Annotated in this window: 21 protein-coding genes; 16 read left to right on the forward strand and 5 right to left on the reverse strand. The window is 61.5% G+C overall.

Annotated elements, in window-relative coordinates:
* Positions 1–7 precede the first annotated feature (7 nt).
* The 7 genes from lysS to BLQ09_RS09495 all read left to right on the forward strand — a co-directional run bounded on the left by lysS (position 8) and on the right by BLQ09_RS09495 (position 5,951).
* A complete protein-coding gene (lysS, locus tag BLQ09_RS09465; protein WP_027604516.1) occupies positions 8–1,510 on the forward strand; it encodes a lysine--tRNA ligase in 1,503 nt (500 codons plus the stop codon).
* A gap of 106 nt (positions 1,511–1,616) precedes the next feature.
* Complete coding sequence (locus tag BLQ09_RS09470) at positions 1,617–2,333, forward strand: TetR/AcrR family transcriptional regulator (protein ID WP_027604515.1); 717 nt, start codon at positions 1,617–1,619, stop codon at positions 2,331–2,333.
* A gap of 15 nt (positions 2,334–2,348) precedes the next feature.
* Positions 2,349–2,897, forward strand: a complete 549-nt coding sequence (locus tag BLQ09_RS09475) for a hypothetical protein (protein WP_092356418.1) — start codon at positions 2,349–2,351, stop codon at positions 2,895–2,897.
* Positions 2,898–2,918: 21 nt separating this feature from the next.
* The gene (locus BLQ09_RS09480; protein WP_092356421.1) at positions 2,919–4,196 is read left to right on the forward strand and encodes a flavohemoglobin expression-modulating QEGLA motif protein; all 1,278 of its coding nucleotides are present in this window, start codon (positions 2,919–2,921) and stop codon (positions 4,194–4,196) included.
* 27 nt (positions 4,197–4,223) lie between these two features.
* The gene (locus tag BLQ09_RS09485; RefSeq protein WP_027604512.1) at positions 4,224–5,129 is read left to right on the forward strand and encodes an alpha/beta hydrolase; all 906 of its coding nucleotides are present in this window, start codon (positions 4,224–4,226) and stop codon (positions 5,127–5,129) included.
* A complete protein-coding gene (locus tag BLQ09_RS09490; protein ID WP_092356424.1) occupies positions 5,126–5,452 on the forward strand; it encodes a PA3694 family proteiin in 327 nt (108 codons plus the stop codon). Before BLQ09_RS09485 ends, BLQ09_RS09490 begins: the two co-directional genes overlap by 4 nt.
* A 169-nt stretch (positions 5,453–5,621) precedes the next feature.
* A complete protein-coding gene (locus BLQ09_RS09495) occupies positions 5,622–5,951 on the forward strand; it encodes a hypothetical protein (protein WP_092356427.1) in 330 nt (109 codons plus the stop codon).
* Positions 5,952–6,389: 438 nt separating this feature from the next.
* Here the strand turns inward: BLQ09_RS09495 and BLQ09_RS09500 are convergent, their stop codons facing one another.
* From BLQ09_RS09500 to BLQ09_RS09510, 3 genes are all read right to left on the reverse strand, one after another.
* A complete protein-coding gene (locus tag BLQ09_RS09500; protein ID WP_027604511.1) occupies positions 6,390–7,175 on the reverse strand; it encodes a lipotoxin F family OmpA-related lipoprotein LptF in 786 nt (261 codons plus the stop codon).
* 55 nt (positions 7,176–7,230) lie between these two features.
* Entirely contained in the window at positions 7,231–7,641 is a 411-nt protein-coding gene (locus BLQ09_RS09505; RefSeq protein WP_169899499.1) for a DUF4398 domain-containing protein, read from the reverse strand.
* 297 nt (positions 7,642–7,938) lie between these two features.
* Positions 7,939–8,283, reverse strand: coding sequence for a hypothetical protein (locus tag BLQ09_RS09510; RefSeq protein WP_027604509.1), 345 nt, complete (start codon positions 8,281–8,283; stop codon positions 7,939–7,941).
* A 184-nt stretch (positions 8,284–8,467) separates the two neighbouring features.
* Between BLQ09_RS09510 and ppc the strand changes: the two genes are divergently transcribed.
* From ppc to BLQ09_RS09545, 7 genes are all read left to right on the forward strand, one after another.
* The gene (gene ppc, locus BLQ09_RS09515; protein ID WP_027604508.1) at positions 8,468–11,113 is read left to right on the forward strand and encodes a phosphoenolpyruvate carboxylase; all 2,646 of its coding nucleotides are present in this window, start codon (positions 8,468–8,470) and stop codon (positions 11,111–11,113) included.
* 299 nt (positions 11,114–11,412) lie between these two features.
* The gene (gene adk, locus BLQ09_RS09520; RefSeq protein ID WP_010212617.1) at positions 11,413–12,060 is read left to right on the forward strand and encodes an adenylate kinase; all 648 of its coding nucleotides are present in this window, start codon (positions 11,413–11,415) and stop codon (positions 12,058–12,060) included.
* An 89-nt stretch (positions 12,061–12,149) separates the two neighbouring features.
* Positions 12,150–12,836, forward strand: coding sequence for a tRNA (adenosine(37)-N6)-threonylcarbamoyltransferase complex dimerization subunit type 1 TsaB (gene tsaB, locus BLQ09_RS09525; RefSeq protein ID WP_027604507.1), 687 nt, complete (start codon positions 12,150–12,152; stop codon positions 12,834–12,836).
* 160 nt (positions 12,837–12,996) lie between these two features.
* On the forward strand, positions 12,997–13,287 hold the full coding sequence (locus BLQ09_RS09530; RefSeq protein WP_027604506.1) for a hypothetical protein: 291 nt from the start codon (positions 12,997–12,999) through the stop codon (positions 13,285–13,287).
* On the forward strand, positions 13,287–14,147 hold the full coding sequence (locus tag BLQ09_RS09535) for a DUF72 domain-containing protein (RefSeq protein WP_027604505.1): 861 nt from the start codon (positions 13,287–13,289) through the stop codon (positions 14,145–14,147). The genes BLQ09_RS09530 and BLQ09_RS09535 overlap by 1 nt, the downstream gene beginning before the upstream one ends.
* Positions 14,148–14,174: 27 nt before the next feature.
* Positions 14,175–15,002 (forward strand): isocitrate lyase/PEP mutase family protein, encoded by an 828-nt coding sequence (locus BLQ09_RS09540; RefSeq protein WP_092356430.1) that lies wholly within the window; start codon positions 14,175–14,177, stop codon positions 15,000–15,002.
* Between the two features lie 3 nt (positions 15,003–15,005).
* The gene (locus BLQ09_RS09545) at positions 15,006–15,704 is read left to right on the forward strand and encodes an extensin-like domain-containing protein (RefSeq protein ID WP_027604503.1); all 699 of its coding nucleotides are present in this window, start codon (positions 15,006–15,008) and stop codon (positions 15,702–15,704) included.
* Here BLQ09_RS09545 and BLQ09_RS09550 read toward each other — a convergent pair.
* Positions 15,701–16,321: an energy transducer TonB gene (locus BLQ09_RS09550; RefSeq protein ID WP_092356433.1), complete on the reverse strand. Its 621-nt coding sequence runs from the start codon at positions 16,319–16,321 to the stop codon at positions 15,701–15,703. The two genes, BLQ09_RS09545 and BLQ09_RS09550, sit on opposite strands and share 4 nt — an antisense overlap.
* A 96-nt stretch (positions 16,322–16,417) precedes the next feature.
* Between BLQ09_RS09550 and BLQ09_RS09555 the strand changes: the two genes are divergently transcribed.
* Entirely contained in the window at positions 16,418–17,200 is a 783-nt protein-coding gene (locus tag BLQ09_RS09555; RefSeq protein ID WP_092356436.1) for a class I SAM-dependent methyltransferase, read from the forward strand.
* Positions 17,201–17,244: 44 nt separating this feature from the next.
* On the opposite strand, the gene BLQ09_RS09560 is transcribed toward BLQ09_RS09555, so the two are convergent.
* Positions 17,245–17,898, reverse strand: coding sequence for a TetR/AcrR family transcriptional regulator (locus BLQ09_RS09560; RefSeq protein WP_027604500.1), 654 nt, complete (start codon positions 17,896–17,898; stop codon positions 17,245–17,247).
* Positions 17,899–17,991: 93 nt separating this feature from the next.
* Between BLQ09_RS09560 and BLQ09_RS09565 the strand changes: the two genes are divergently transcribed.
* A complete protein-coding gene (locus BLQ09_RS09565) occupies positions 17,992–19,092 on the forward strand; it encodes an efflux RND transporter periplasmic adaptor subunit (RefSeq protein WP_092356439.1) in 1,101 nt (366 codons plus the stop codon).
* Position 19,093 lies beyond the last annotated feature (1 nt).

The following is a 19,093-nucleotide window of genomic DNA, read 5'->3' on the forward strand; positions in this document are numbered from 1 at the left end:
TAAAGACATGAGCGACCAACAACTCGACCCGCAAGCCCTGCAACAGGAAGAAAACTCCCTGATCGCCCTGCGCAAGGAAAAGCTGGCTGCCGAGCGCGCCAAGGGCAATGCCTTCCCCAACGACTTCCGTCGCGACAACTACTGCGATGCCTTGCAGAAGCAGTACGCGGACAAGACCAAGGAAGAGCTGGCTGAAGCGGCGATCCCGGTCAAGGTGGCAGGTCGCATCATGCTCAACCGTGGCTCGTTCATGGTGATCCAGGACATGACCGGGCGTATCCAGGTCTACGTCAACCGCAAGACCCTGTCCGAAGAAACCCTGGCCTCGGTGAAAACCTGGGACATGGGCGACATCATCGCCGCCGAAGGCACCCTGGCCCGTTCCGGCAAGGGTGACCTGTACGTGGAAATGACCAGCGTGCGCCTGCTGACCAAGTCCCTGCGCCCGTTGCCGGACAAGCACCACGGCCTGACCGACACCGAGCAACGTTACCGCCAGCGCTACGTTGACCTGATCGTCAACGAAGACGTGCGCCAGACCTTCCGCGTGCGTTCGCAGGTCATCGCGCACATCCGTAGCTTCCTGATGCAGCGTGACTTCCTGGAAGTGGAAACCCCGATGCTGCAGACCATCCCGGGGGGCGCCGCAGCCAAGCCGTTCGAAACCCACCACAACGCACTGGACCTGGAAATGTTCCTGCGTATCGCGCCTGAGTTGTACCTCAAGCGTCTTGTGGTCGGTGGCTTCGAGAAAGTGTTCGAGATCAACCGCAACTTCCGTAACGAAGGCGTCTCGACCCGGCACAACCCGGAATTCACCATGTTGGAGTTCTACCAGGCGTACGCCGACTACGAAGACAACATGGACCTCACCGAAGAACTGTTCCGCGAGCTGGCGCAACTGGTCCTGGGCAGCACCGACGTGCCGTACGGCGACAAGGTGTTCCACTTCGGCGAGCCGTTCGTGCGTCTGTCGGTGTTCGACTCGATCCTCAAGTACAACCCTGAGCTGACCGCCGACGACCTCAACGACATCGACAAGGCCCGCGCCATCGCCAAGAAAGCCGGTGCCAAGGTGCTCGGCTTCGAAGGCCTGGGCAAACTGCAGGTGATGATTTTCGAAGAGCTGGTGGAGCACAAGCTGGAACAGCCGCACTTCATTACCCAGTACCCGTTCGAAGTGTCGCCGCTGGCCCGTCGCAACGACGACAACCCGAACGTCACCGACCGTTTCGAGCTGTTCATCGGCGGCCGCGAAATCGCCAACGCCTACTCCGAGCTTAACGATGCCGAAGACCAGGCCGAGCGCTTCATGGCCCAGGTGGCCGACAAGGACGCCGGCGATGACGAAGCCATGCACTACGACGCCGACTTCGTACGTGCCCTGGAATACGGCATGCCGCCAACGGCCGGTGAAGGTATCGGCATCGACCGCCTGGTGATGTTGTTGACCAACTCGCCGTCGATCCGCGATGTGATCTTGTTCCCGCACATGCGGCCACAAGCGTAAATGTAGCGAAATCCGAAGCCGCCTTTTATAAGGCGGCTTTTTTATGTGGCGTTTTTAAGCGTCAAGCAAACAGCGCCAGGTTTTGATCTATTCAAGGATGTGTGTCGTGAACCGCGTAACCGCTCAAGAAGGTGCCGCCGGCATTGCCGCTGCCGTGGCTGAAAGCGTCCAGTACCAGGGCCGTAAGGCCAGCCGTCGGGGCAGCGAGCAACGCAGGCAAGACATTCTCGATGCAGCCATGCGCATCGTGGTGCGCGATGGCGTGCGCGCCGTGCGCCATCGGGCCGTGGCGGCCGAGGCCGGTGTGCCGTTGTCAGCCACTACCTATTACTTCAAGGACATCGATGACCTGCTCACCGATACCTTCGCCCAGTATGTTGAACGCAGCGCCGCCTTCATGGGCAAGCTATGGGTGCGTAACGAAGGCCTGCTGCGTGAGATGGTTGCCTATGGCGATGGCAGCCCGGAATCGCGCTCGCAACTGGCCGATGACATTGCGCGGCTGACCGCCGACTATGTGCTGCGCCAACTGACCAACCGCCGCGAACATTTGATGGCCGAACAGGCCTTTCGCCAGGAAGCCTTGCTCAACCCGCGCCTGGCCGAGCTGGTGCGGTCCCACCAGCAGATCCTGTTGCAGGGCACGGGACAGTTTTTCCAGGTATTGGGCTCCCGCGAGCCGCAACAGGACGCCAAGGTGTTGACGGCGATTATCAGTCGGATGGAATATCAGGGCCTGCTGGGCGGCGCAGAGCCTCTGACCGGTGAAGAGATGCTTGAGATCCTCAAGCGTTACATGCATTTGGTGTTGGCCTCGGTCTGACACCGGGGGAGTCCAATGAAAACCTGGCGTGTGGCGGTAATCGCCTTGTCGTTCCTGTTGCTCAGCGGTTGCCTGGTCACGTTCAAGGACCCGTTGCCCGCCCATGAGGCGGCGCCGGATGAGTTGCTGGGCCATTGGACCAGCAGGAATGCCTGGGGCGAACCGCTCAATCTGCGCATCAGCCGTGCCGGTGAGCACCGCTACAAGGCAGTGAGCTACCCTAAAGCCACGCCGGCCCAGCGTGATGAGTACCTGTTTACCGTTTCGCGTCATGGCAACCGCTGGTACCTGTCGGCACCGTTGCCGGCCCGGTTCGGAGGGCATTACTTCCTGGCGGGGTTCGAGTTCGACGATAAGCACGAATTGGTGGTCTATAACCTCGACCTCGAACAGATTCACCAGGCCATCGGGCAACAGGTGCTGCAGGGCAGCAGCGTGGAGACCGTCGAAGGCGCCGGCGTACGGGTCGACAGTTCCATGAGCCAGGTGTTTGCCTACCTGGATGACCCGGCCAATGCCGATGTGTTCGTTGAAGCCGTGCGCTACCAGCGTGCGGGCAAATAACGTTTAGAGAGGAAGCACCGGGTGGACGATTACCAGCAGACGATACGCAGCTTGTCCGATCGCATTGTGCTGGCGCAAACACCGATTCGCGTCCTCGACGCTGTGAAGTGGGACGACAACATTCGCCAGGGATTTCTCAAGGCCAAGGGCAAGGCCATGCCCGCCGTGGATCGCGACTACTACCTGAACCGACCGCTGTCGTTCGACTCCAGTGCGGTAAAGCTGGAATTCCAGAACATCGAACGCGACATCACTCGCCGCCTCGGCCAGTTCAGCCCGGTGGGGCAGATCATGCGCCGCATGTGCCGCGAATACCGCATGGTGGTGCGCATGCTCGAAGCCCGCGGCACCGAGGACTTCGGCCTGATTTCCCAGGAGCTGTACGGCGCCGCTTCCGACGCCTTCCACGCCGGCGACCCGACCCTGGCTGACCTGGGCCTGATGCTCTCCGACTACCTGAACAATATCGACGGCCGTGGCGACCTCAAGGACGAAGCCAAGACCCTGACCGCCAAGGACGCCGTGGCCCTGCTGCAAACCCGCCTGAACAAGGTATTTGGCGAAGCCGAAGAGACCATCCGCGTGTTCGAGTCCGACGGCATCGTTGCCGATGCCGCAGCGGGCGCCGACTACATCAAGATCCGCGCCGACGCGATGTTCAACGACCGCGACGTGCGTGCGCTGGAAGTCCACGAAGGCCTGGTGCATGTCGGTACCACGCTCAACGGCCAGAACCAGCCGATCTGCACCTTCCTGTCCAAGGGCCCGCCGTCGTCCACCGTGACCCAGGAAGGCCTGGCGATCCTCATGGAGATCATTACGTTCGCCTCCTACCCGAGCCGCTTGCGCAAGCTGACCAACCGCACCCGGGCGATCCACATGGTGGAAGAGGGTGCCGACTTCCTGCAGGTGTTCGAGTTCTTCCGCGAGCAAGGCTTTGAAATGGCCGAAAGCTATGGCAACGCCAGCCGGGTATTCCGTGGCTCGGTGCCGAACGGCTTGCCGTTTACCAAGGACCTGTCCTACCTCAAGGGCTTTATCATGGTCTACAACTACATCCAGCTGGCTGTGCGCAAAGGCAAGCTGGAGCAAGTGCCGCTGCTGTTCTGCGGCAAGACCACCCTGGAAGACATGCGCACCTTGCGCCAACTGGTGGACGAAGGCCTGGTGGTGCCGCCCAAGTACCTGCCTGAACAGTTCCGCGACATGAATGCACTGGCGGCGTGGATGTGTTTCTCCAACTTCCTCAACCACTTGAGCCTGGACCGGATCGAGACGGATTACTCCAATATCCTTTAAACGCTGTTATTCACGAGGCTTCAACGGATGAGAATCCTCGGCATTCTGTGCCTGCTACTCACATTGAACGGTTGCAGCTCCCTGCTGTTCTACCCCGAACCCGGCCTGCCGTTCACGCCCGAAAAAGCGCACTTGCAATACCGCGATGTCACCCTCACCACCGCCGACGGCGTAAAGCTGCACGCGTGGTGGCTGCCGGCCAAGGCCGGAGTACCCGTCAAAGGGACGGTGCTGCACCTGCACGGCAACGGCGGTAACCTGGCCTGGCACCTGGGCGGCAGCTGGTGGTTGCCGGAGCAGGGCTACCAGGTACTGCTGCTGGACTATCGCGGTTATGGGCTGTCGGCAGGCAAGCCCTCACTGCCGGCGATTTATCAGGATGTGGACGCGGCGTTCAACTGGCTCGACCAGGCGCCCGAAACCCAGGGCCAGCCGTTGATCGTCCTCGGTCAAAGCCTCGGCGGTGCGCTGGCGGTGCATTACCTGGCGGAACACCCGCAGCGTCAAGTCCAACTCAAGGCCTTGGTACTGGACGGCGTGCCGGCCAGTTATCGTGACGTAGGACAATTCGCCCTGAGCACCTCCTGGTTAACATGGCCCTTCCAGGTGCCCTTGTCTTGGCTGGTGCCTGACGCCGACAGCGCGATCAACGCCATGCCGCAACTGACCGGCGTGCCGAAATTGCTGTTCCACAGTCTGGATGACCCGATCGTGCCCGTGGCCAACGGTATCCGCCTGTATCAGGCCGCGCCACCGCCACGGGTATTGCAGTTGACCCGCGGCGGCCATGTGCAGACCTTTGCCGACAAGACTTGGCAAACCGTGATGCTGCGCTATCTGGACGACCCGCAGCACTTCAACGGCCTGCGCCGCCTGGGCGAGATTCCGAATTACCCCATTCCTAAAGTTGATCCATCAGAGAGCCCGCAATGAGCGAAGAACGCAACATGACCCCGCTGATCCTCACCGGCATCGGCACCATCATCGGCACCGTCGGCTGCCTGTGGTACTACGGCTATTTGCACTTCGCCAAGCCTGAGGATGCGTTGCTGCTCAGCGACTTCACCATGCTCAAGACCGTGCCGGGCGAGGACTACAAGATCTCCCTGACCCCGGCCGCTCAAGTGGCACAGTGCGTCGATGGCGTGCTGGTCATGTTCGATACCGAACAAAAAGGCTTGAGTGGTGTATTGGTCAATAATAAGAAGCAGGCGGTGCGTTGCATGGGCCAGGAAACCCCGCAACTGCAGCAGTAAGCCAGCGCGTCGAGTCCGTGGGAAAACGCCACTCAGCCTGGGGATTCGTCCCTTGGTGCAGGTCCGAGTCTTCCCAGGCCGGAACCATCTCTATTTGCCCGCCACAGACTATGGACTGATCGGTGTGACTGATCGGTCCTTTTCGTTAGTTATTGTGGAGTCGACATTTATGGCAAGCATCAGCGGAACACAGTCTCCAGTGAATACGGGCAGCTATGGCGCCGGCGGGAGCGGTAGTCCCGAGCAAGATCTCAAGGGGGATATTAATAGCCTACAAAACAGAATTGACCAAATGAAGTCACAAGGCTCTCAGGGCGGGAATGGAAGCGGGGGCGGAGCTAGTCTTGAGGAACTGGAGGAGGAACTGAAGAGGATGCAGGAAAAGTTGGCAAAATTGCAGCAGTCTTTAATGGGGAACAGTGGCGGCGAAGATGGTGGCAAGGGCAATGGCCAGATTCCGCAACCCGACTATCAGGGGGGAGGCTCGATCAACCCCTGATTGCCCACCCGTTGAAAAACCCGCCTGCCATAGGCGGGTTTTTGTGTATCCGGGGTCACGTTAGCCACGGCCCGCTCAATGCCCACAGGGGGGGCGGGATTTATTTGGAACCATATCGCGCAAGACGCCACAGAAAGCGGTGTAACTTACACAGTTCAGGGCCGAGAAAGTGGCGATATCTATTTTTTCAACTCCTGCGAATCCTGCAGCTCCTGAAAGTCCTGCATTACGTAACATGCGGGATATGGTCAGGTGCCATGAGGATCTGGAACGGCAGCAGGCTCGGGAGCAGAAAAAGCAACTGATGGAGCATTTGCCGAAACATGCCCATGCCCCGAAGATTGAGCTGCCAGCGGAGGACACAAACCGTCCTGTCCAATTCGGCGAGCCCAAAAAAAACCCACCGTAAGGTGGGTTTTCTTATCCAGCATCAATCAATCAGTTGGCGACGGACGAGCGTGGCTTGACCGGCTGGTTATCGTTGGAGATGGTCACTTCAACGCGGCGGTTCATGGCACGGCCCGAGACGCTGCCGTTGTCGGCAACCGGGTATTCCTTGCCATAGCCGGTGGTCACGATGCGACGTGGGTCAACGCCCATCTTGATTAGCGCAACCTGCACCGAAGCGGCGCGTCGCTCCGACAGGCTCTGGTTGTAGGCATCGCTGCCTGTGCTGTCCGTGTAACCTTCAACAATCACCTGGCGATCCGGGTTTTCCTGAAGGAACTGCGCCAGCTTATTGATGTTGACCAAGCCGCTGGACTTCAGGTCGGCCTTGTTGGTGGCAAACAGCACGTCGCCAAAGGTCACCAGGGTACCGCGCTCGGTTTGCTTGGCGTTCAAGCTGTCCTGCAACTGCTTGATCTGCGCATCACGGGCCTCGAGCAGGGCGCGGGCGCGTTCGTCGCCGGCGTTTTTCAGCTTGGCTTCGGATTCGCGCAGCACGATGGTGTCTTTGGCCACTTCAACGCGCTGGTTGGTCAGGTACGCCAGTTGATCTACTTTCTTCTGGTCTTCCTTGTCGCGGTAGGCCTTGTCAGCCTTGTCCAGCCAATCGCTGGCGTCCTTGGTTTCCAGCGCGGCAAGCTTGGTGGCTTGCGGGTTGGTTTGCAGGGACGAGAAGTTGGTCCGTGCGTTTTCCAGGTTCGCGTTGGGCGGGGTAGAGCAGGCCGCCAGGGCAACGCTCATCGCCAGCAGGGCAGGGATCATCAATTGTTTACGCATAGTCGTGTCGTCCTTTCAATTCGATATCGGGTGCAGTGCAATCAGGCGCGGCGGTTTATTTCTGCTGGATAGCAGCCGGGCGCATACCTTCCTGACGCAGCTCCTGAACAGCTTTCTGGGAATCCTTCACAGCCTGTTCGGCCTTGGCGGCCTGGGACTTGCGCTCTGCAACGCGAGCATCCCATTCAGCCTGTTCGGCCAGGCGACGCGCCTCGTCATAGTTCTTGTCGTGCATGGCGATTTCGGCTTGCTTGAGCTTGTCCTGGGCCGATTTCATTTCAACTGCTGCGTACTCGGTGCCGCCGGCGCTCACTGCGCTGTTGACCGCGGACTGAGTCACCGCGTATTGCTCGGTGGGCGGGTTGCCGGCGCAGCCAGCCAAAACGAAGCTGGTGCCGATTGCCAGCGCGGCCAATTTAAGCCCGCGCAGGTGGTTAAACGTGGATTTGGCAGTGCTGGTCTTCATCGTCTTCAACTCCATTGGATAGCTCCTAAAAACATCAAAATCCATCGCAGTCGGTGAACGGTTTGGGGCGCGGCGGTAAAGCGCGACAGGCCCTTTCAAACGGCCGTTCCAAGTGATGGCTTACTGGCTGTGACCGGAGGCTTTTTTCAAAAGTTCAGAAGAGATGGCGATTTGCCTAAAAAAATATCTGACTGATTGGTCAGGGTAAAAAATTGGAACTTTTGCCACGTGCAGGGGTACTCCGAGCCTCGGCAGAGGCCCGGAATACGGGGTTCAGATAGGTGTCAATCGAGTCCGTCAGTGCTTTTGGTCGTCGGCACTGGCAGACAAATCATGCAGATAGCGACGGGACAAGGTCAGGAACCGCGGCGTAGGCCCGACGTCCTCATAGAGCGGGTCGCCCTCTTCATCGGTGGCGATGACCTGTTGCCCCTTGATGTAGGGAAAGCTGGCTTCCAGCTCCTCAAGGGCGGCGCCGATCAGCTCGCCGAGCAGTTCTTCGGTGTGGCGCTTGGGGTACATCTCGGCGATGGCTGCCAGCCGTGCAGCGGCCTCCACATCCAGATGGATGGCGTACTCGGTCTTGGTCAGGCGACCCTTGGCGTTCTCTTCCCAATGCTGGGCCAGTTCTCGAATTTTCATGGCAACCTCAATAAAGCCTGCGGTGGCGGGCGGTGATGAGTGACCAGCCGTGCGCGTGGATAAACGCGGCGGCTCACACTTGAGACTAGCTGCAAGTCACAAGGTTTAAAGTCTTGTCATAAAACGATGCCGGCGGCACTCTGACAGACCTGCGCGTCCCGGATTTCTGGCTGGAGATTGGCTGATGAGTGATATCGATGCACGCTTGCGTGAGGATGTTCACCTGCTGGGTGAGCTGTTGGGCAACACCATTCGGGAGCAGTACGGCGATGATTTTCTCGCCAAGATCGAACAGATCCGCAAAGGCGCCAAGGCCGACCGCCGCGGAGCCGCCCCGGACAAAGCCGCGGGTGATGAACTGAGCGCCAGCCTCAATCAGTTGCAGGAAGACGAACTGCTGCCGGTGGCGCGGGCCTTCAACCAGTTCCTCAACCTGGCCAATATCGCCGAGCAGTACCAGTTGATTCACCGACGCGATGAGTCGCAACCGGCACCGTTCGAGTCCCGCGTATTGCCGGAGTTGCTGGCGCGCCTGCAGGGCGAGGGCCACAGCAATGAGTCCCTGGCCCGCCAGTTGGGACGCCTGGACATCGAACTGGTCCTCACCGCCCACCCCACCGAAGTGGCGCGTCGCACCCTGATCCAGAAATACGACGCCATCGCCGCGCAACTGGCGCTGCAGGATCACCGCGACCTTACCACTGCTGAGCGCGAGCAGATCCGCCAGCGCCTGCAGCGCTTGATCGCCGAAGCCTGGCACACCGAAGAGATCCGCCGCACCCGGCCCACCCCGGTGGATGAAGCCAAGTGGGGCTTCGCGGTGATCGAGCATTCGTTGTGGCACGCCATCCCCAATTACCTGCGCAAGGCCGACCAGGCGTTACACGCGGCGACGGGCCTGCGTTTGCCGCTGGAAGCCGCGCCGATCCGCTTTGCGTCGTGGATGGGCGGCGACCGTGACGGCAACCCGAATGTCACCGCGCCGGTCACCCGCGAGGTGTTGCTGCTGGCGCGCTGGATGGCGGCCGACCTGTACCTGCGCGATATCGACCACCTGGCCTCCGAACTGTCGATGCAACAGGCCAGCCCAGCGTTGCAGGCCAAGGTCGGCGACAGCGTCGAACCCTATCGTGCCCTGCTCAAGCAACTGCGCGAACGCCTGCGCGCCACGCGCCAATGGGCCCATACCGCGTTGAGCAGCAGCACGCCGGCGCCTGCCGAGGTGTTGCAGAACAACCGCGACCTGCTCGAGCCACTGGAGCTGTGCTACCAGTCGCTGCACGCGTGCGGCATGGGCGTGATCGCCGACGGCCCGTTGCTCGATTGCCTGCGCCGGGCCGTCACCTTTGGCCTGTTCCTGGTGCGCCTGGATGTGCGCCAGGATTCCAGTCGTCATTCGGCGGCGATGACTGAAATCACCGATTACCTGGGCCTGGGCCGTTACGAGGACTGGAACGAAGACATGCGCATCAGCTTCCTGATGAAGGAGCTGGCCAACCGTCGACCGCTGTTGCCGGGCTATTTCAAGCCATCGGCCGATACGGCCGAAGTGCTCAATACCTGCAAGGAAGTGGCCGCCGCGCCTGCCGCATCGTTAGGCTCGTATGTCATCTCCATGGCCGGTGCCGCGTCGGACGTATTGGCGGTGCAACTGCTGCTTAAAGAGTCGGGCGTTCAAAGGCCGATGCGCGTGGTGCCCCTGTTCGAAACCCTGGCCGACCTGGATAACGCCGGTCCCGTGATCGAACAACTGTTGCTGCTGCCAGGCTACCGGGCGCGCTTGCAGGGCCCGCAGGAAGTGATGATCGGCTACTCCGACTCGGCCAAGGACGCCGGCACCACCGCCGCCGCCTGGGCGCAGTACCGGGCCCAGGAGCGGCTGGTGGATATCTGTCGGGAGCAACAGGTGGAATTGCTGCTGTTCCATGGCCGTGGCGGCACCGTCGGACGTGGCGGCGGCCCGGCCCACGCGGCGATCCTGTCGCAACCGCCGGGTTCGGTGGCGGGGCGTTTCCGTACCACCGAACAAGGCGAGATGATTCGCTTCAAATTCGGCTTGCCGGACATTGCTGAACAGAACCTCAATCTCTATCTGGCCGCCGTGTTGGAAGCGACATTGCTGCCACCGCCGCCACCGGAGCCGGCGTGGCGCCATTTGATGGATGAATTGGCGGCCGACGGCGTCAGCGCTTATCGCGCGGTGGTGCGGGAAAATCCGCAATTCGTCGAGTATTTTCGTCAGTCCACCCCGGAGCAGGAGCTGGGCCGGCTACCTCTGGGCAGTCGCCCGGCCAAGCGCCGCGCCGGTGGTATAGAAAGCCTGCGCGCCATTCCGTGGATCTTCGGTTGGACCCAGACTCGCCTGATGCTGCCGGCCTGGCTGGGTTGGGAGGCCGCGTTGAGCAAGGCCCTGGAGCGCGGCGAAGGTGAACTGCTGGGACAGATGCGCGAACAGTGGCCGTTCTTCCGCACCCGCATCGATATGCTGGAAATGGTCCTGGCCAAGGCCGATGCCGATATTGCGCGCCTGTATGACGAGCGCCTGGTGCAGCCGGACCTGTTGCCATTGGGGGCGCACTTACGCGACCTATTGTCGCAGGCCTGCGACGTGGTGCTTGGCCTGACCGGCCAGTCGCAACTGCTGGCCCATAGCCCTGACACCCTGGAGTTTATCCGCCTGCGCAACACCTACCTCGATCCCTTGCACCTGTTGCAGGCCGAGTTGCTGGCGCGCTCGCGTCGCCAGGAAGCCGCGCAGGACAGCCCTCTGGAACAGGCGCTGCTGGTATCCGTGGCCGGTATTGCCGCCGGCCTGCGCAACACCGGCTGAGGTTTTTTGCGTGTTCTCAAAGGCTTGCGCAGAAACCACGACGGCCGCCCCGAAAGGGGTGGTCGGCGTTTACAGCGCGGGTTGCACTCAGGCACACCCTACCTATGACGTACGCGTGGCGCGGGTTCCTGCGACTTTTGGCGGCTTGTGTGGTTAGGGCCCGCTGTGTATCTTGATCAGCCTTTGGCCGTTTGCGCGGCCTGGGCCCATAGTTTCATGAGCCCTATATTATTTTTACGAGATTGGCCCCACGCGGCGAATCCGAGCGTCATCTCTATAAAAAATTGAGGAGCACATCGATGCGCGTCATTCTGCTGGGAGCTCCCGGGGCCGGTAAAGGTACTCAGGCAAAGTTCATCACTGAAAAATTCGGCATTCCACAAATCTCCACCGGCGACATGCTGCGCGCTGCCGTCAAGGCCGGCACCGAGCTGGGCCTGATCGCCAAGAGCGTGATGGACAGCGGCGGCCTGGTCTCCGATGACCTGATCATCAACCTGGTCAAGGAACGCATCAGCCAGGAAGACTGCAAGAACGGCTTCCTGTTCGACGGTTTCCCACGCACCATTCCCCAGGCCGAAGCCCTGGTGAAAGCCGGCGTCGAGCTGGACGCGGTGGTGGAAATCGCGGTTGAAGATGAAGAAATCGTCCAGCGTATCGCCGGTCGTCGCGTCCACGAAGCCTCCGGCCGCGTGTACCACACCGTCTACAACCCGCCTAAAGTTGAAGGCAAGGACGATGTCACCGGTGAAGACCTGGTGCAGCGTAAGGACGACACCGAAGAAACCGTGCGTCATCGCCTGTCGGTCTACCATTCCCAGACCAAGCCGCTGGTGGATTTCTACCAGAAGCTGTCCGCAGCCCAGGGCAAGCCGAAGTACAGCCATATCCCTGGCGTCGGCTCGGTGGAAGCCATCACCGCCAAGGTCCTGCAAGCACTGAGCTGATCCTTTATCGGCTTGATAGACAACGGCCCGCTTGCGGGCCGTTGTTGTTTATACTGGCGCACTTTTTTTCGACTTGGACACCCACACCGATGAGCACCCTGCTGGCCCTGGACACCGCGACTGAAGCTTGCTCCGTTGCCTTGCTGCACGATGGCAAGGTCACAAGCCACTACGAGGTGATCCCGCGCCTGCACGCGCAGAAGCTGTTGCCGATGATCAAGCAGCTGCTTGAAGACGCGGGCACCACCCTGTCGGCCGTGGATGCCATCGCCTTCGGCCGTGGCCCGGGGGCGTTCACCGGGGTGCGTATCGCCATTGGCGTGGTCCAGGGCCTGGCCTTTGCGTTGGAATGCCCGGTGCTGCCGGTCTCCAACCTTGCCGTACTGGCCCAGCGTGCCTTGCGCGAACAGGGCGCGCGGCAGGTGGCGGCCGCGATCGATGCGCGTATGGACGAAGTGTATTGGGCTTGCTACCGCGAAACGGCTGGCGAAATGCGCCTTGTCGGCGTGGAAGCGGTACAGCCACCGGAATCGGCGGTATTGCCCGACGATGCCAGCGGTGACTGGTTCGGCGCCGGTACCGGCTGGGGGTATGGCGAGCGCATCGGTGTTCAACCCGCTGGCCAGGACGCCACCCTGTTGCCTCACGCCGAAGATCTGCTGACCCTGGCGCGCTTCGCGTTCGAACGTGGCGAGGCGATTCCTGCGGATCAGGCCGCACCGGTTTACCTGCGCGATAAGGTCGCGCAGACCAAGGCGGAAAGAGGGATTATTTGACGCCAAAAATGATGGCAATTTGAGGCAAAAGTCGCCAATCGTCAGAATTTGCCCGGGTTTTTAAACCTTTTTCAAATTATGTGTTCTAGTTATCACCAGAGCATTTGCGCGCGACGGACAGTGCTGCCAAAATGCCATTACTGATAGCGAGTTCGCGCCTATGCGTATAGATGGATTTTCCTCACAGTCGTACCCGATCAAGCGCAAGCCGCGTAGGGCAAACGCCACGGTGGACGACTCCGTCGAGGATTCGCCGGACTTCATTGAGGTCCAATCCGATGCGCAGGCCAGTTCACAAGCCCGCATCAGTGGCGTTCCCGCCCGTCAGCAAGACATGGTCTTCCCGCGCTCCATGAGCAAAAGCGTTGCCACCGCCCTGGCCAGCTACCTGACCACCGCCGGATTTGTCGAATGGGATATGGAAGTGCTGGGTCTCGACATCCACATCTGATGCGCCTGCCTTACTACCTCGGCTGCCCGTCCTGGAGTGAAAACGCCTGGCGCGAGTACCTGTACCCAGCCGACGCCCGCTCCGGCGATTACCTTGCCCTTTATTCCCAGGTCTTCAACGCCGTTGAAGGCAATACCACGTTCTACGCTCGCCCCTCGGCCGCTACCGTGCAGCGCTGGGCCGACATCATGCCCGACGATTTTCGCTTCACTGCCAAATTCCCCGGTGACATCAGTCACGGTGGCGACTTGCGCGAGCAATTGCCGGCGGCGGAAAGTTTTGTCGGTTTGATGAGCCCGCTCGGTGAACGTGTTTCGCCGCTGTGGCTGCAACTGTCGGCGAGTTTTTCGCCGCAACGCCTGGCTGAACTGGCCGGTTTTATCGATGGCCTGGAACGCCCGATGGCGGTGGAAGTACGCCACCCTGAGTTCTTCGCCAAGGGCGATGCCGAGCGCATGCTCAACCGTTTGTTGCGTGATCGCGGTGTCGAGCGCATCTGCCTCGACCCGCGTGCGTTGTTCAGTTGCACGTCGACTTCGGCGGCGGTACTGCACGCACAATCGAAAAAGCCCAAGGTGCCGCCCCGTCCGGCCGCGCTGACCCGGTTTCCCCAAGTGCGTTTTATCGGCCATCCGGAGCTTGAGGCCAATGACCCGTTCCTGGTGCCGTGGGTGGAAAAAGTCGCGGGTTGGATCGAAGAAGGCCGCACACCCTACGTGTTCCTGCACACCTCGGATAATCGCCTTGCCGCGCAACTGGCCCTGCGTTTTCACGCGCAGCTGATGGCGCGCCTGCCCGGCCTGCCGGCGCTGCCGACCTTGCATCGGGAACCCGAAGCCGAGCAACTGGGGTTACTCTAGGGCTCCTTTTCCCGCCAGGAGTCAGTCATGGATGCCCAAACCCTTCGCGCCGAAACCTTCAAGGCCCTGCATGAGCGCGACCGTGCCTTCGTGATGCCTAACCCGTGGGACGCCGGCTCTGCGGTGATGCTCGCCAGCCTTGGCTTTGAAGCCCTGGCCACGACCAGTGCGGGTTATGCGTTCAGCCTGGGACGCCCGGACGCGGAAGGGGCGTTGTCCCTGGAAGACACCTTGGGCAATGCCAGCATGATTGCCAAGGCCACCGCGCTGCCGGTGGCGGCCGACCTGGAAAACGGCTTTAGCGATACCCCTGATGGCTGTGCCGAGACCATCCTGCGGGCGGCGGCCAGCGGTATCGTGGGGGGCTCTATCGAAGATGCCACCGGCGTTGCCGTCGACCCGATCTATCCCTTCGACCTTTCCGTAGAACGCGTGGAAGCCGCCGTCGCCGCTGCCCGCAGCTTGCCATTCCCCTTCACACTGACGGCCCGCGCGGAAAACCTCCTGCATGGTCGCCTGGATCTGCCCGACACTATTCGCCGCTTGCAGGCCTACGCCGAAGCCGGCGCCGACGTGCTTTATGCGCCGGGCCTGCGCAGTGCCGAGGACGTGCTGGCGGTGGTCAAGGCCGTGGCGCCAAAGCCGGTGAACGTGTTGATGTCCGGCGGCCTGAAACTCAGCGTGGCGCAATTGAGTGCGATGGGGGTAAAGCGCATCAGCGTGGGCTCGGCCATGGCACTGGCGGCCTATGGTGAATTCTACCGAGCGGCCCAGGAAGTCTATGAGCTGGGCACCTTCAGCTTTACCGAGCGCTCGATGCCCTTCAGCCAGGCCAATCAGTTCTTCAAGGATTGAGCCGTGCGTTTTTTCAAACTGCTGGGTGCTCTGCTGGTGCTCGGCGGCGCATTTGCCGTGGGTGTATGGCGTGGCTGGCTGCCGTTGCCGGCAGAATGGAACCCCTGGTCGCCGCTGGACGTGAGGTCCAGCCCTAACCTGTTGACTCGCTACAAGCTGGGGCGCCTGCAGGATGACCCTGTGCTGTGCGACCAAGTGCTGAAAACCTCTGGTTTGCGTGTCAGCCATCAGGCTGACACGCCCGCCGACGCTGCCTGTCCGCTGCGCAATACCTTGCGCGTGCAGGGGGCAGACGTGGCATTGAGCAGCAGCTTTCTCGCCAGTTGCCCGTTGGCCGTGGCGTTCGCCCTGTTCGAGCGTCACAGCCTGCAGCCGGCGGCCCAGGCGGTGTTCGGCCAGGCGGTGACGCGGGTCGATCACCTGGGCAGCTTTGCCTGTCGCAACATGTATAACCGTGCCGAAGGGCGGCTCAGCCAGCATGCGTCGGCCAATGCCTTGGATATCGCCGGGTTTCGCCTGGCGGATGGGCGCAGTATCAGCGTGCTCAAGGATTGGTCCGGGGAGGGCGACAGCGCGCGGTTCCTGCGCCAGGTGCGCGATGGCGCCTGTGATGACTTCAATGTGGTGTTGAGCCCGGACTACAACGCCGCGCACCGCAACCATTTCCATCTGGACATGGGGCGTTGGTGGGTGTGTCGCTAGGCCGCCAGGCGCAGGTTGTGGGTGATCAGCGGGCGTGCCCAGTGGTAGTCGAAGTCCAGCGCCTTCTGTTGCGCCAGCAATTCTTCGGTCGGGTAAGGCGTGGCCGGTGGTGGCAACAGGTCCAGTTCGAACTCGGCAATCGGCAAGTGCAGAGGGCGTGGTTCCGGCGCCGGGCCGGGCTCAGGCAGTGGCTGGCCGGCCGTCAGGACGATGGGGCGAACCCAAGCGCTTTCGAAATTCTGCTGGCGCTGCTGCGCGACGATTTCATCCTGTGGGAACGGCTCGGCGGCCGGTGGCAGCAATTCGGTTTCGAATTCGGCGATGGGCAGGAACAGTGGCTCAGGTGGCGCAATCTCGGTGTCTTTGACGTCGCACTCACGCTGGGTGAGGATCTGCGACAACAGGTCGGCACCGGCGCTGGGCTCTACCGCCGGGTCCGCCGGTGCCGGCGCCTTGGCGGCGAGCGCGTCCGGCGTTTCACCGAGCTGCTCGGCCAGCGCCCGGGCGAAGAAGTCCTGCCACACATGGCTCACCCCGGCCAGCGCTTGAGTATTGCGCAGGCCGTAGTGGTTATGGGTCGGCAGTACACCGATGGTTAGGGGGAGAATGTCTGACATTTTTCTCGGTCGACGCTCAGCTCTGGCAAAATACCTGACTGTTGTTTTTATCGGCCGTTGTTTGCCGATCCTTAATATTTTTGAGCGTAGCGATTGATGAGCGAACAACCAGCGGCCAGCCGCATCCAGGTCGAGGCCTTGGGCGAAGGTTTCCAGGCCCGGGCCGAGCAGTGGGCTGAACAGCTCGGCTTGCCTTTACAGCTTGCGGAGGCGGATTTTTCCCTGCAGGTAGGTGAGCATGGCCTGCAACTGCAACAGCTTGGTCCCGACGCGCCGGGGCCGGTGCGGGTGGACTTCGTCGAAGGCGGCGCGGCTCACCGTCGGCTGTATGGCGGCGGCAGCGGACAGATGATCGCCAAGGCCGTGGGCATTGCCCAAGGCGTGCGTCCCCGTGTGCTGGACGCCACGGCGGGTCTGGGCAAGGACGCGTTCGTGCTGGCCAGCCTGGGCTGCGAGATGAGCCTGATCGAGCGCCAACCGCTGATTGGCGCCCTGCTCGAAGATGGCCTGGCACGCGGCGCGGAGGATTTCGACGTGGCGCCCATCGTGGCGCGCATGAAGCTGCTCAAGGGCAACTCCATTGACGTGATGCTCCATTGGCAAGGGGAGCCGCCCCAGGTGATCTACCTCGATCCGATGTTCCCTCACCGTGAGAAAACCGCCCTGGTGAAGAAAGAAATGCGCCTGTTCCGGCCGCTGGTGGGGGATGATCCGGACGCACCGGCGTTGCTGGCCGCCGCCCTGGCCCTGGCCAGCCACCGTGTGGTGGTCAAGCGCCCGCGCAAGGCGCCCTGCATCGAGGGGCCCAAGCCGAGCCATGCGCTGGATGGCAAGTCCAGCCGGTATGACATTTATCCCAAGAAAGCGCTCAAGTCTTAAGCCACAAGCTGCAAGCAAAAGCGCTTTTCACTTGCTGCTTGCAGCTAACCACTTGCAGCCGCATCTCTCCTATAGGCCCGCATAAACAACCCCACCACCTCCTGCACATGGGCTTCGGCGGCTTCCTCACTCAGTTGCCCGCCGCAGCCATACAGCAGGCAGAAGTTCGCGGTGCCCTTGAGCAGGCAGAAGAAGTGCTCGGCTGCCGTAAGCGGTCTGTCGATGCTCAGCGCGCCGCTCTGGTCGATCTTGCCGAGCAGGCGCTCCATGCCCTGGAGCATGCGCATGGGCCCGGCTTCGAAGAAGATCTGTGAGAGTTTCACGTCCTGATTGCCGGTGGTCATCATCAGGCGATGCAGGTTTACCGACTCTTCACTGTTGATCAGCCGATGGAACCCCCGCGCGATATTCAACAATACCGTTTCCACCGGCATGCCTTCGGGCAGTTCGAAGTACATCACCGGCAACTGTTCCTCGCACTTGGCCACCACGGCGGCGGTGAACAAGGTTTCTTTGTCGGTGAAGTGGCTGTAGACGGTCAGTTTCGACACGCCGGCCTCAAGGGCCACGGCATCCATGCTGGTGCTGGCGTAGCCATTGCTCAAGAACAGGGTTTTTGCTGCCGAGAGGATTGCCTGGCGTTTTGCCATGTCCTTGGGACGCCCGGGGCTATTGGTGCTTACACGATTGTCGGACATTTTCACCTTTAATACTGGACTGGCGAGTTTGGTATTAATAACATACCGGCCAGTATAATTATTCCTAGCTCCATTTGCGAAAGGTCCTTCAGCATGCGCAGCACTTTCCTGCCCTTTGCGTTGCCTGTCTGCCTGGTCTTCCTGTTGGCCGCCTGCGGCCAGGAAGAAGCGGTCCAGACCACCGTCCGCCCGGCCATGGTGGTGCAGCCGCAACCCTCGGCGCAGTCGACGGACAGCTACCCCGGTGAGGTACGCGCGCGCTATGAGCCGGACCTGGCCTTTCGCATCGGTGGCAAAGTCAGCAAGCGTCTGGTGGAGGAGGGCGAGCGGGTCAAGACCAACCAGGCGCTGGCGGAACTTGACCCTCAGGATGTGCGCCTGCAACTGGAGGCCGCCCGTGCCCAGGTCGCCGCTGCTGAGGCCAACCTGCGCCTGGTGCGCGCTGAGCGTGATCGCTACAAGACCCTGATGGACCGTCAGATGGTCAGCCGTTCCCAGTACGACAATTCCGAAAACCTTTACCGTTCCGGCGAAGCGCGCCTCAAGCAGATCAAGGCCGAGTTCGACGTGGCCAGTAACCAGGCCGGTTACGCCGTATTGCGCGCCCCCCAGGATGGCGTCGTGGCCAAGCGCGCGGTGGAAGTCGGCCAAGTGGTCTCCGCTGGCCAGACCGTGTTCACCCTGGCCACCGATGGCGAGCGCGAAGTGCTTATCAGCCTGCCCGAACAAGGGTTTGGTCGCTTCAAGATCGGTCAACCGGTCGCGGTGGAATTGTGGAGCCAGCCGGGCCAGCGTTTCACCGGGCGCATCCGTGAACTGTCGCCTGCGGCTGATCCAAAATCGCGCACCTTCGCCGCTCGCGTTGCCTTCACCGGCGGCACAGTCCCGGCGGAACTGGGGCAAAGCGCTCGCGTATTCATACAGGCCGACGGCGTTGTTCCGCTGTCGGTACCGCTGTCTGCCCTGAGTGCGGAGAACGGTGCGTCCTACGTCTGGCGTGTACAGCCGGACAACACCCTCAAGCGCACGCCGGTACGCATCGGCGCCTTTGGCGAAAAAACCGTACCGGTGCTGGAAGGCTTGACCCCCAACGACTGGGTGGTCGCAGCCGGCGTGCATGTGCTCCACGAGGGCCAGCAAGTGCGCGCGGTGGATGGCTCCAACCGTATAGTGAACCTGGCGGCCAAGGAGTAGT

This window comes from Pseudomonas sp. NFACC25, assembly GCF_900100935.1.
GTDB classification, from domain to species: domain Bacteria; phylum Pseudomonadota; class Gammaproteobacteria; order Pseudomonadales; family Pseudomonadaceae; genus Aquipseudomonas; species Aquipseudomonas marginalis.

What these genes read in the sequence shown, in the direction of transcription:
- lysS (WP_027604516.1), top strand. Translation starts at nt 8, where the DNA reads ATGAGCGACCAACAACTCGACCCGCAAGCCCTGCAACAGGAAGAAAAC.
- BLQ09_RS09475 (WP_092356418.1), top strand. Translation starts at nt 2,349, where the DNA reads ATGAAAACCTGGCGTGTGGCGGTAATCGCCTTGTCGTTCCTGTTGCTC.
- BLQ09_RS09485 (WP_027604512.1), top strand. Translation starts at nt 4,224, where the DNA reads ATGAGAATCCTCGGCATTCTGTGCCTGCTACTCACATTGAACGGTTGC.
- BLQ09_RS09490 (WP_092356424.1), top strand. Translation starts at nt 5,126, where the DNA reads ATGAGCGAAGAACGCAACATGACCCCGCTGATCCTCACCGGCATCGGC.
- BLQ09_RS09495 (WP_092356427.1), top strand. Translation starts at nt 5,622, where the DNA reads ATGGCAAGCATCAGCGGAACACAGTCTCCAGTGAATACGGGCAGCTAT.
- BLQ09_RS09500 (WP_027604511.1), bottom strand. Translation starts at nt 7,175, where the DNA reads ATGCGTAAACAATTGATGATCCCTGCCCTGCTGGCGATGAGCGTTGCC.
- BLQ09_RS09505 (WP_169899499.1), bottom strand. Translation starts at nt 7,641, where the DNA reads ATGAAGACCAGCACTGCCAAATCCACGTTTAACCACCTGCGCGGGCTT.
- BLQ09_RS09510 (WP_027604509.1), bottom strand. Translation starts at nt 8,283, where the DNA reads ATGAAAATTCGAGAACTGGCCCAGCATTGGGAAGAGAACGCCAAGGGT.
- ppc (WP_027604508.1), top strand. Translation starts at nt 8,468, where the DNA reads ATGAGTGATATCGATGCACGCTTGCGTGAGGATGTTCACCTGCTGGGT.
- adk (WP_010212617.1), top strand. Translation starts at nt 11,413, where the DNA reads ATGCGCGTCATTCTGCTGGGAGCTCCCGGGGCCGGTAAAGGTACTCAG.
- tsaB (WP_027604507.1), top strand. Translation starts at nt 12,150, where the DNA reads ATGAGCACCCTGCTGGCCCTGGACACCGCGACTGAAGCTTGCTCCGTT.
- BLQ09_RS09530 (WP_027604506.1), top strand. Translation starts at nt 12,997, where the DNA reads ATGCGTATAGATGGATTTTCCTCACAGTCGTACCCGATCAAGCGCAAG.
- BLQ09_RS09535 (WP_027604505.1), top strand. Translation starts at nt 13,287, where the DNA reads ATGCGCCTGCCTTACTACCTCGGCTGCCCGTCCTGGAGTGAAAACGCC.
- BLQ09_RS09540 (WP_092356430.1), top strand. Translation starts at nt 14,175, where the DNA reads ATGGATGCCCAAACCCTTCGCGCCGAAACCTTCAAGGCCCTGCATGAG.
- BLQ09_RS09550 (WP_092356433.1), bottom strand. Translation starts at nt 16,321, where the DNA reads ATGTCAGACATTCTCCCCCTAACCATCGGTGTACTGCCGACCCATAAC.
- BLQ09_RS09555 (WP_092356436.1), top strand. Translation starts at nt 16,418, where the DNA reads ATGAGCGAACAACCAGCGGCCAGCCGCATCCAGGTCGAGGCCTTGGGC.
- BLQ09_RS09560 (WP_027604500.1), bottom strand. Translation starts at nt 17,898, where the DNA reads ATGTCCGACAATCGTGTAAGCACCAATAGCCCCGGGCGTCCCAAGGAC.
- BLQ09_RS09565 (WP_092356439.1), top strand. Translation starts at nt 17,992, where the DNA reads ATGCGCAGCACTTTCCTGCCCTTTGCGTTGCCTGTCTGCCTGGTCTTC.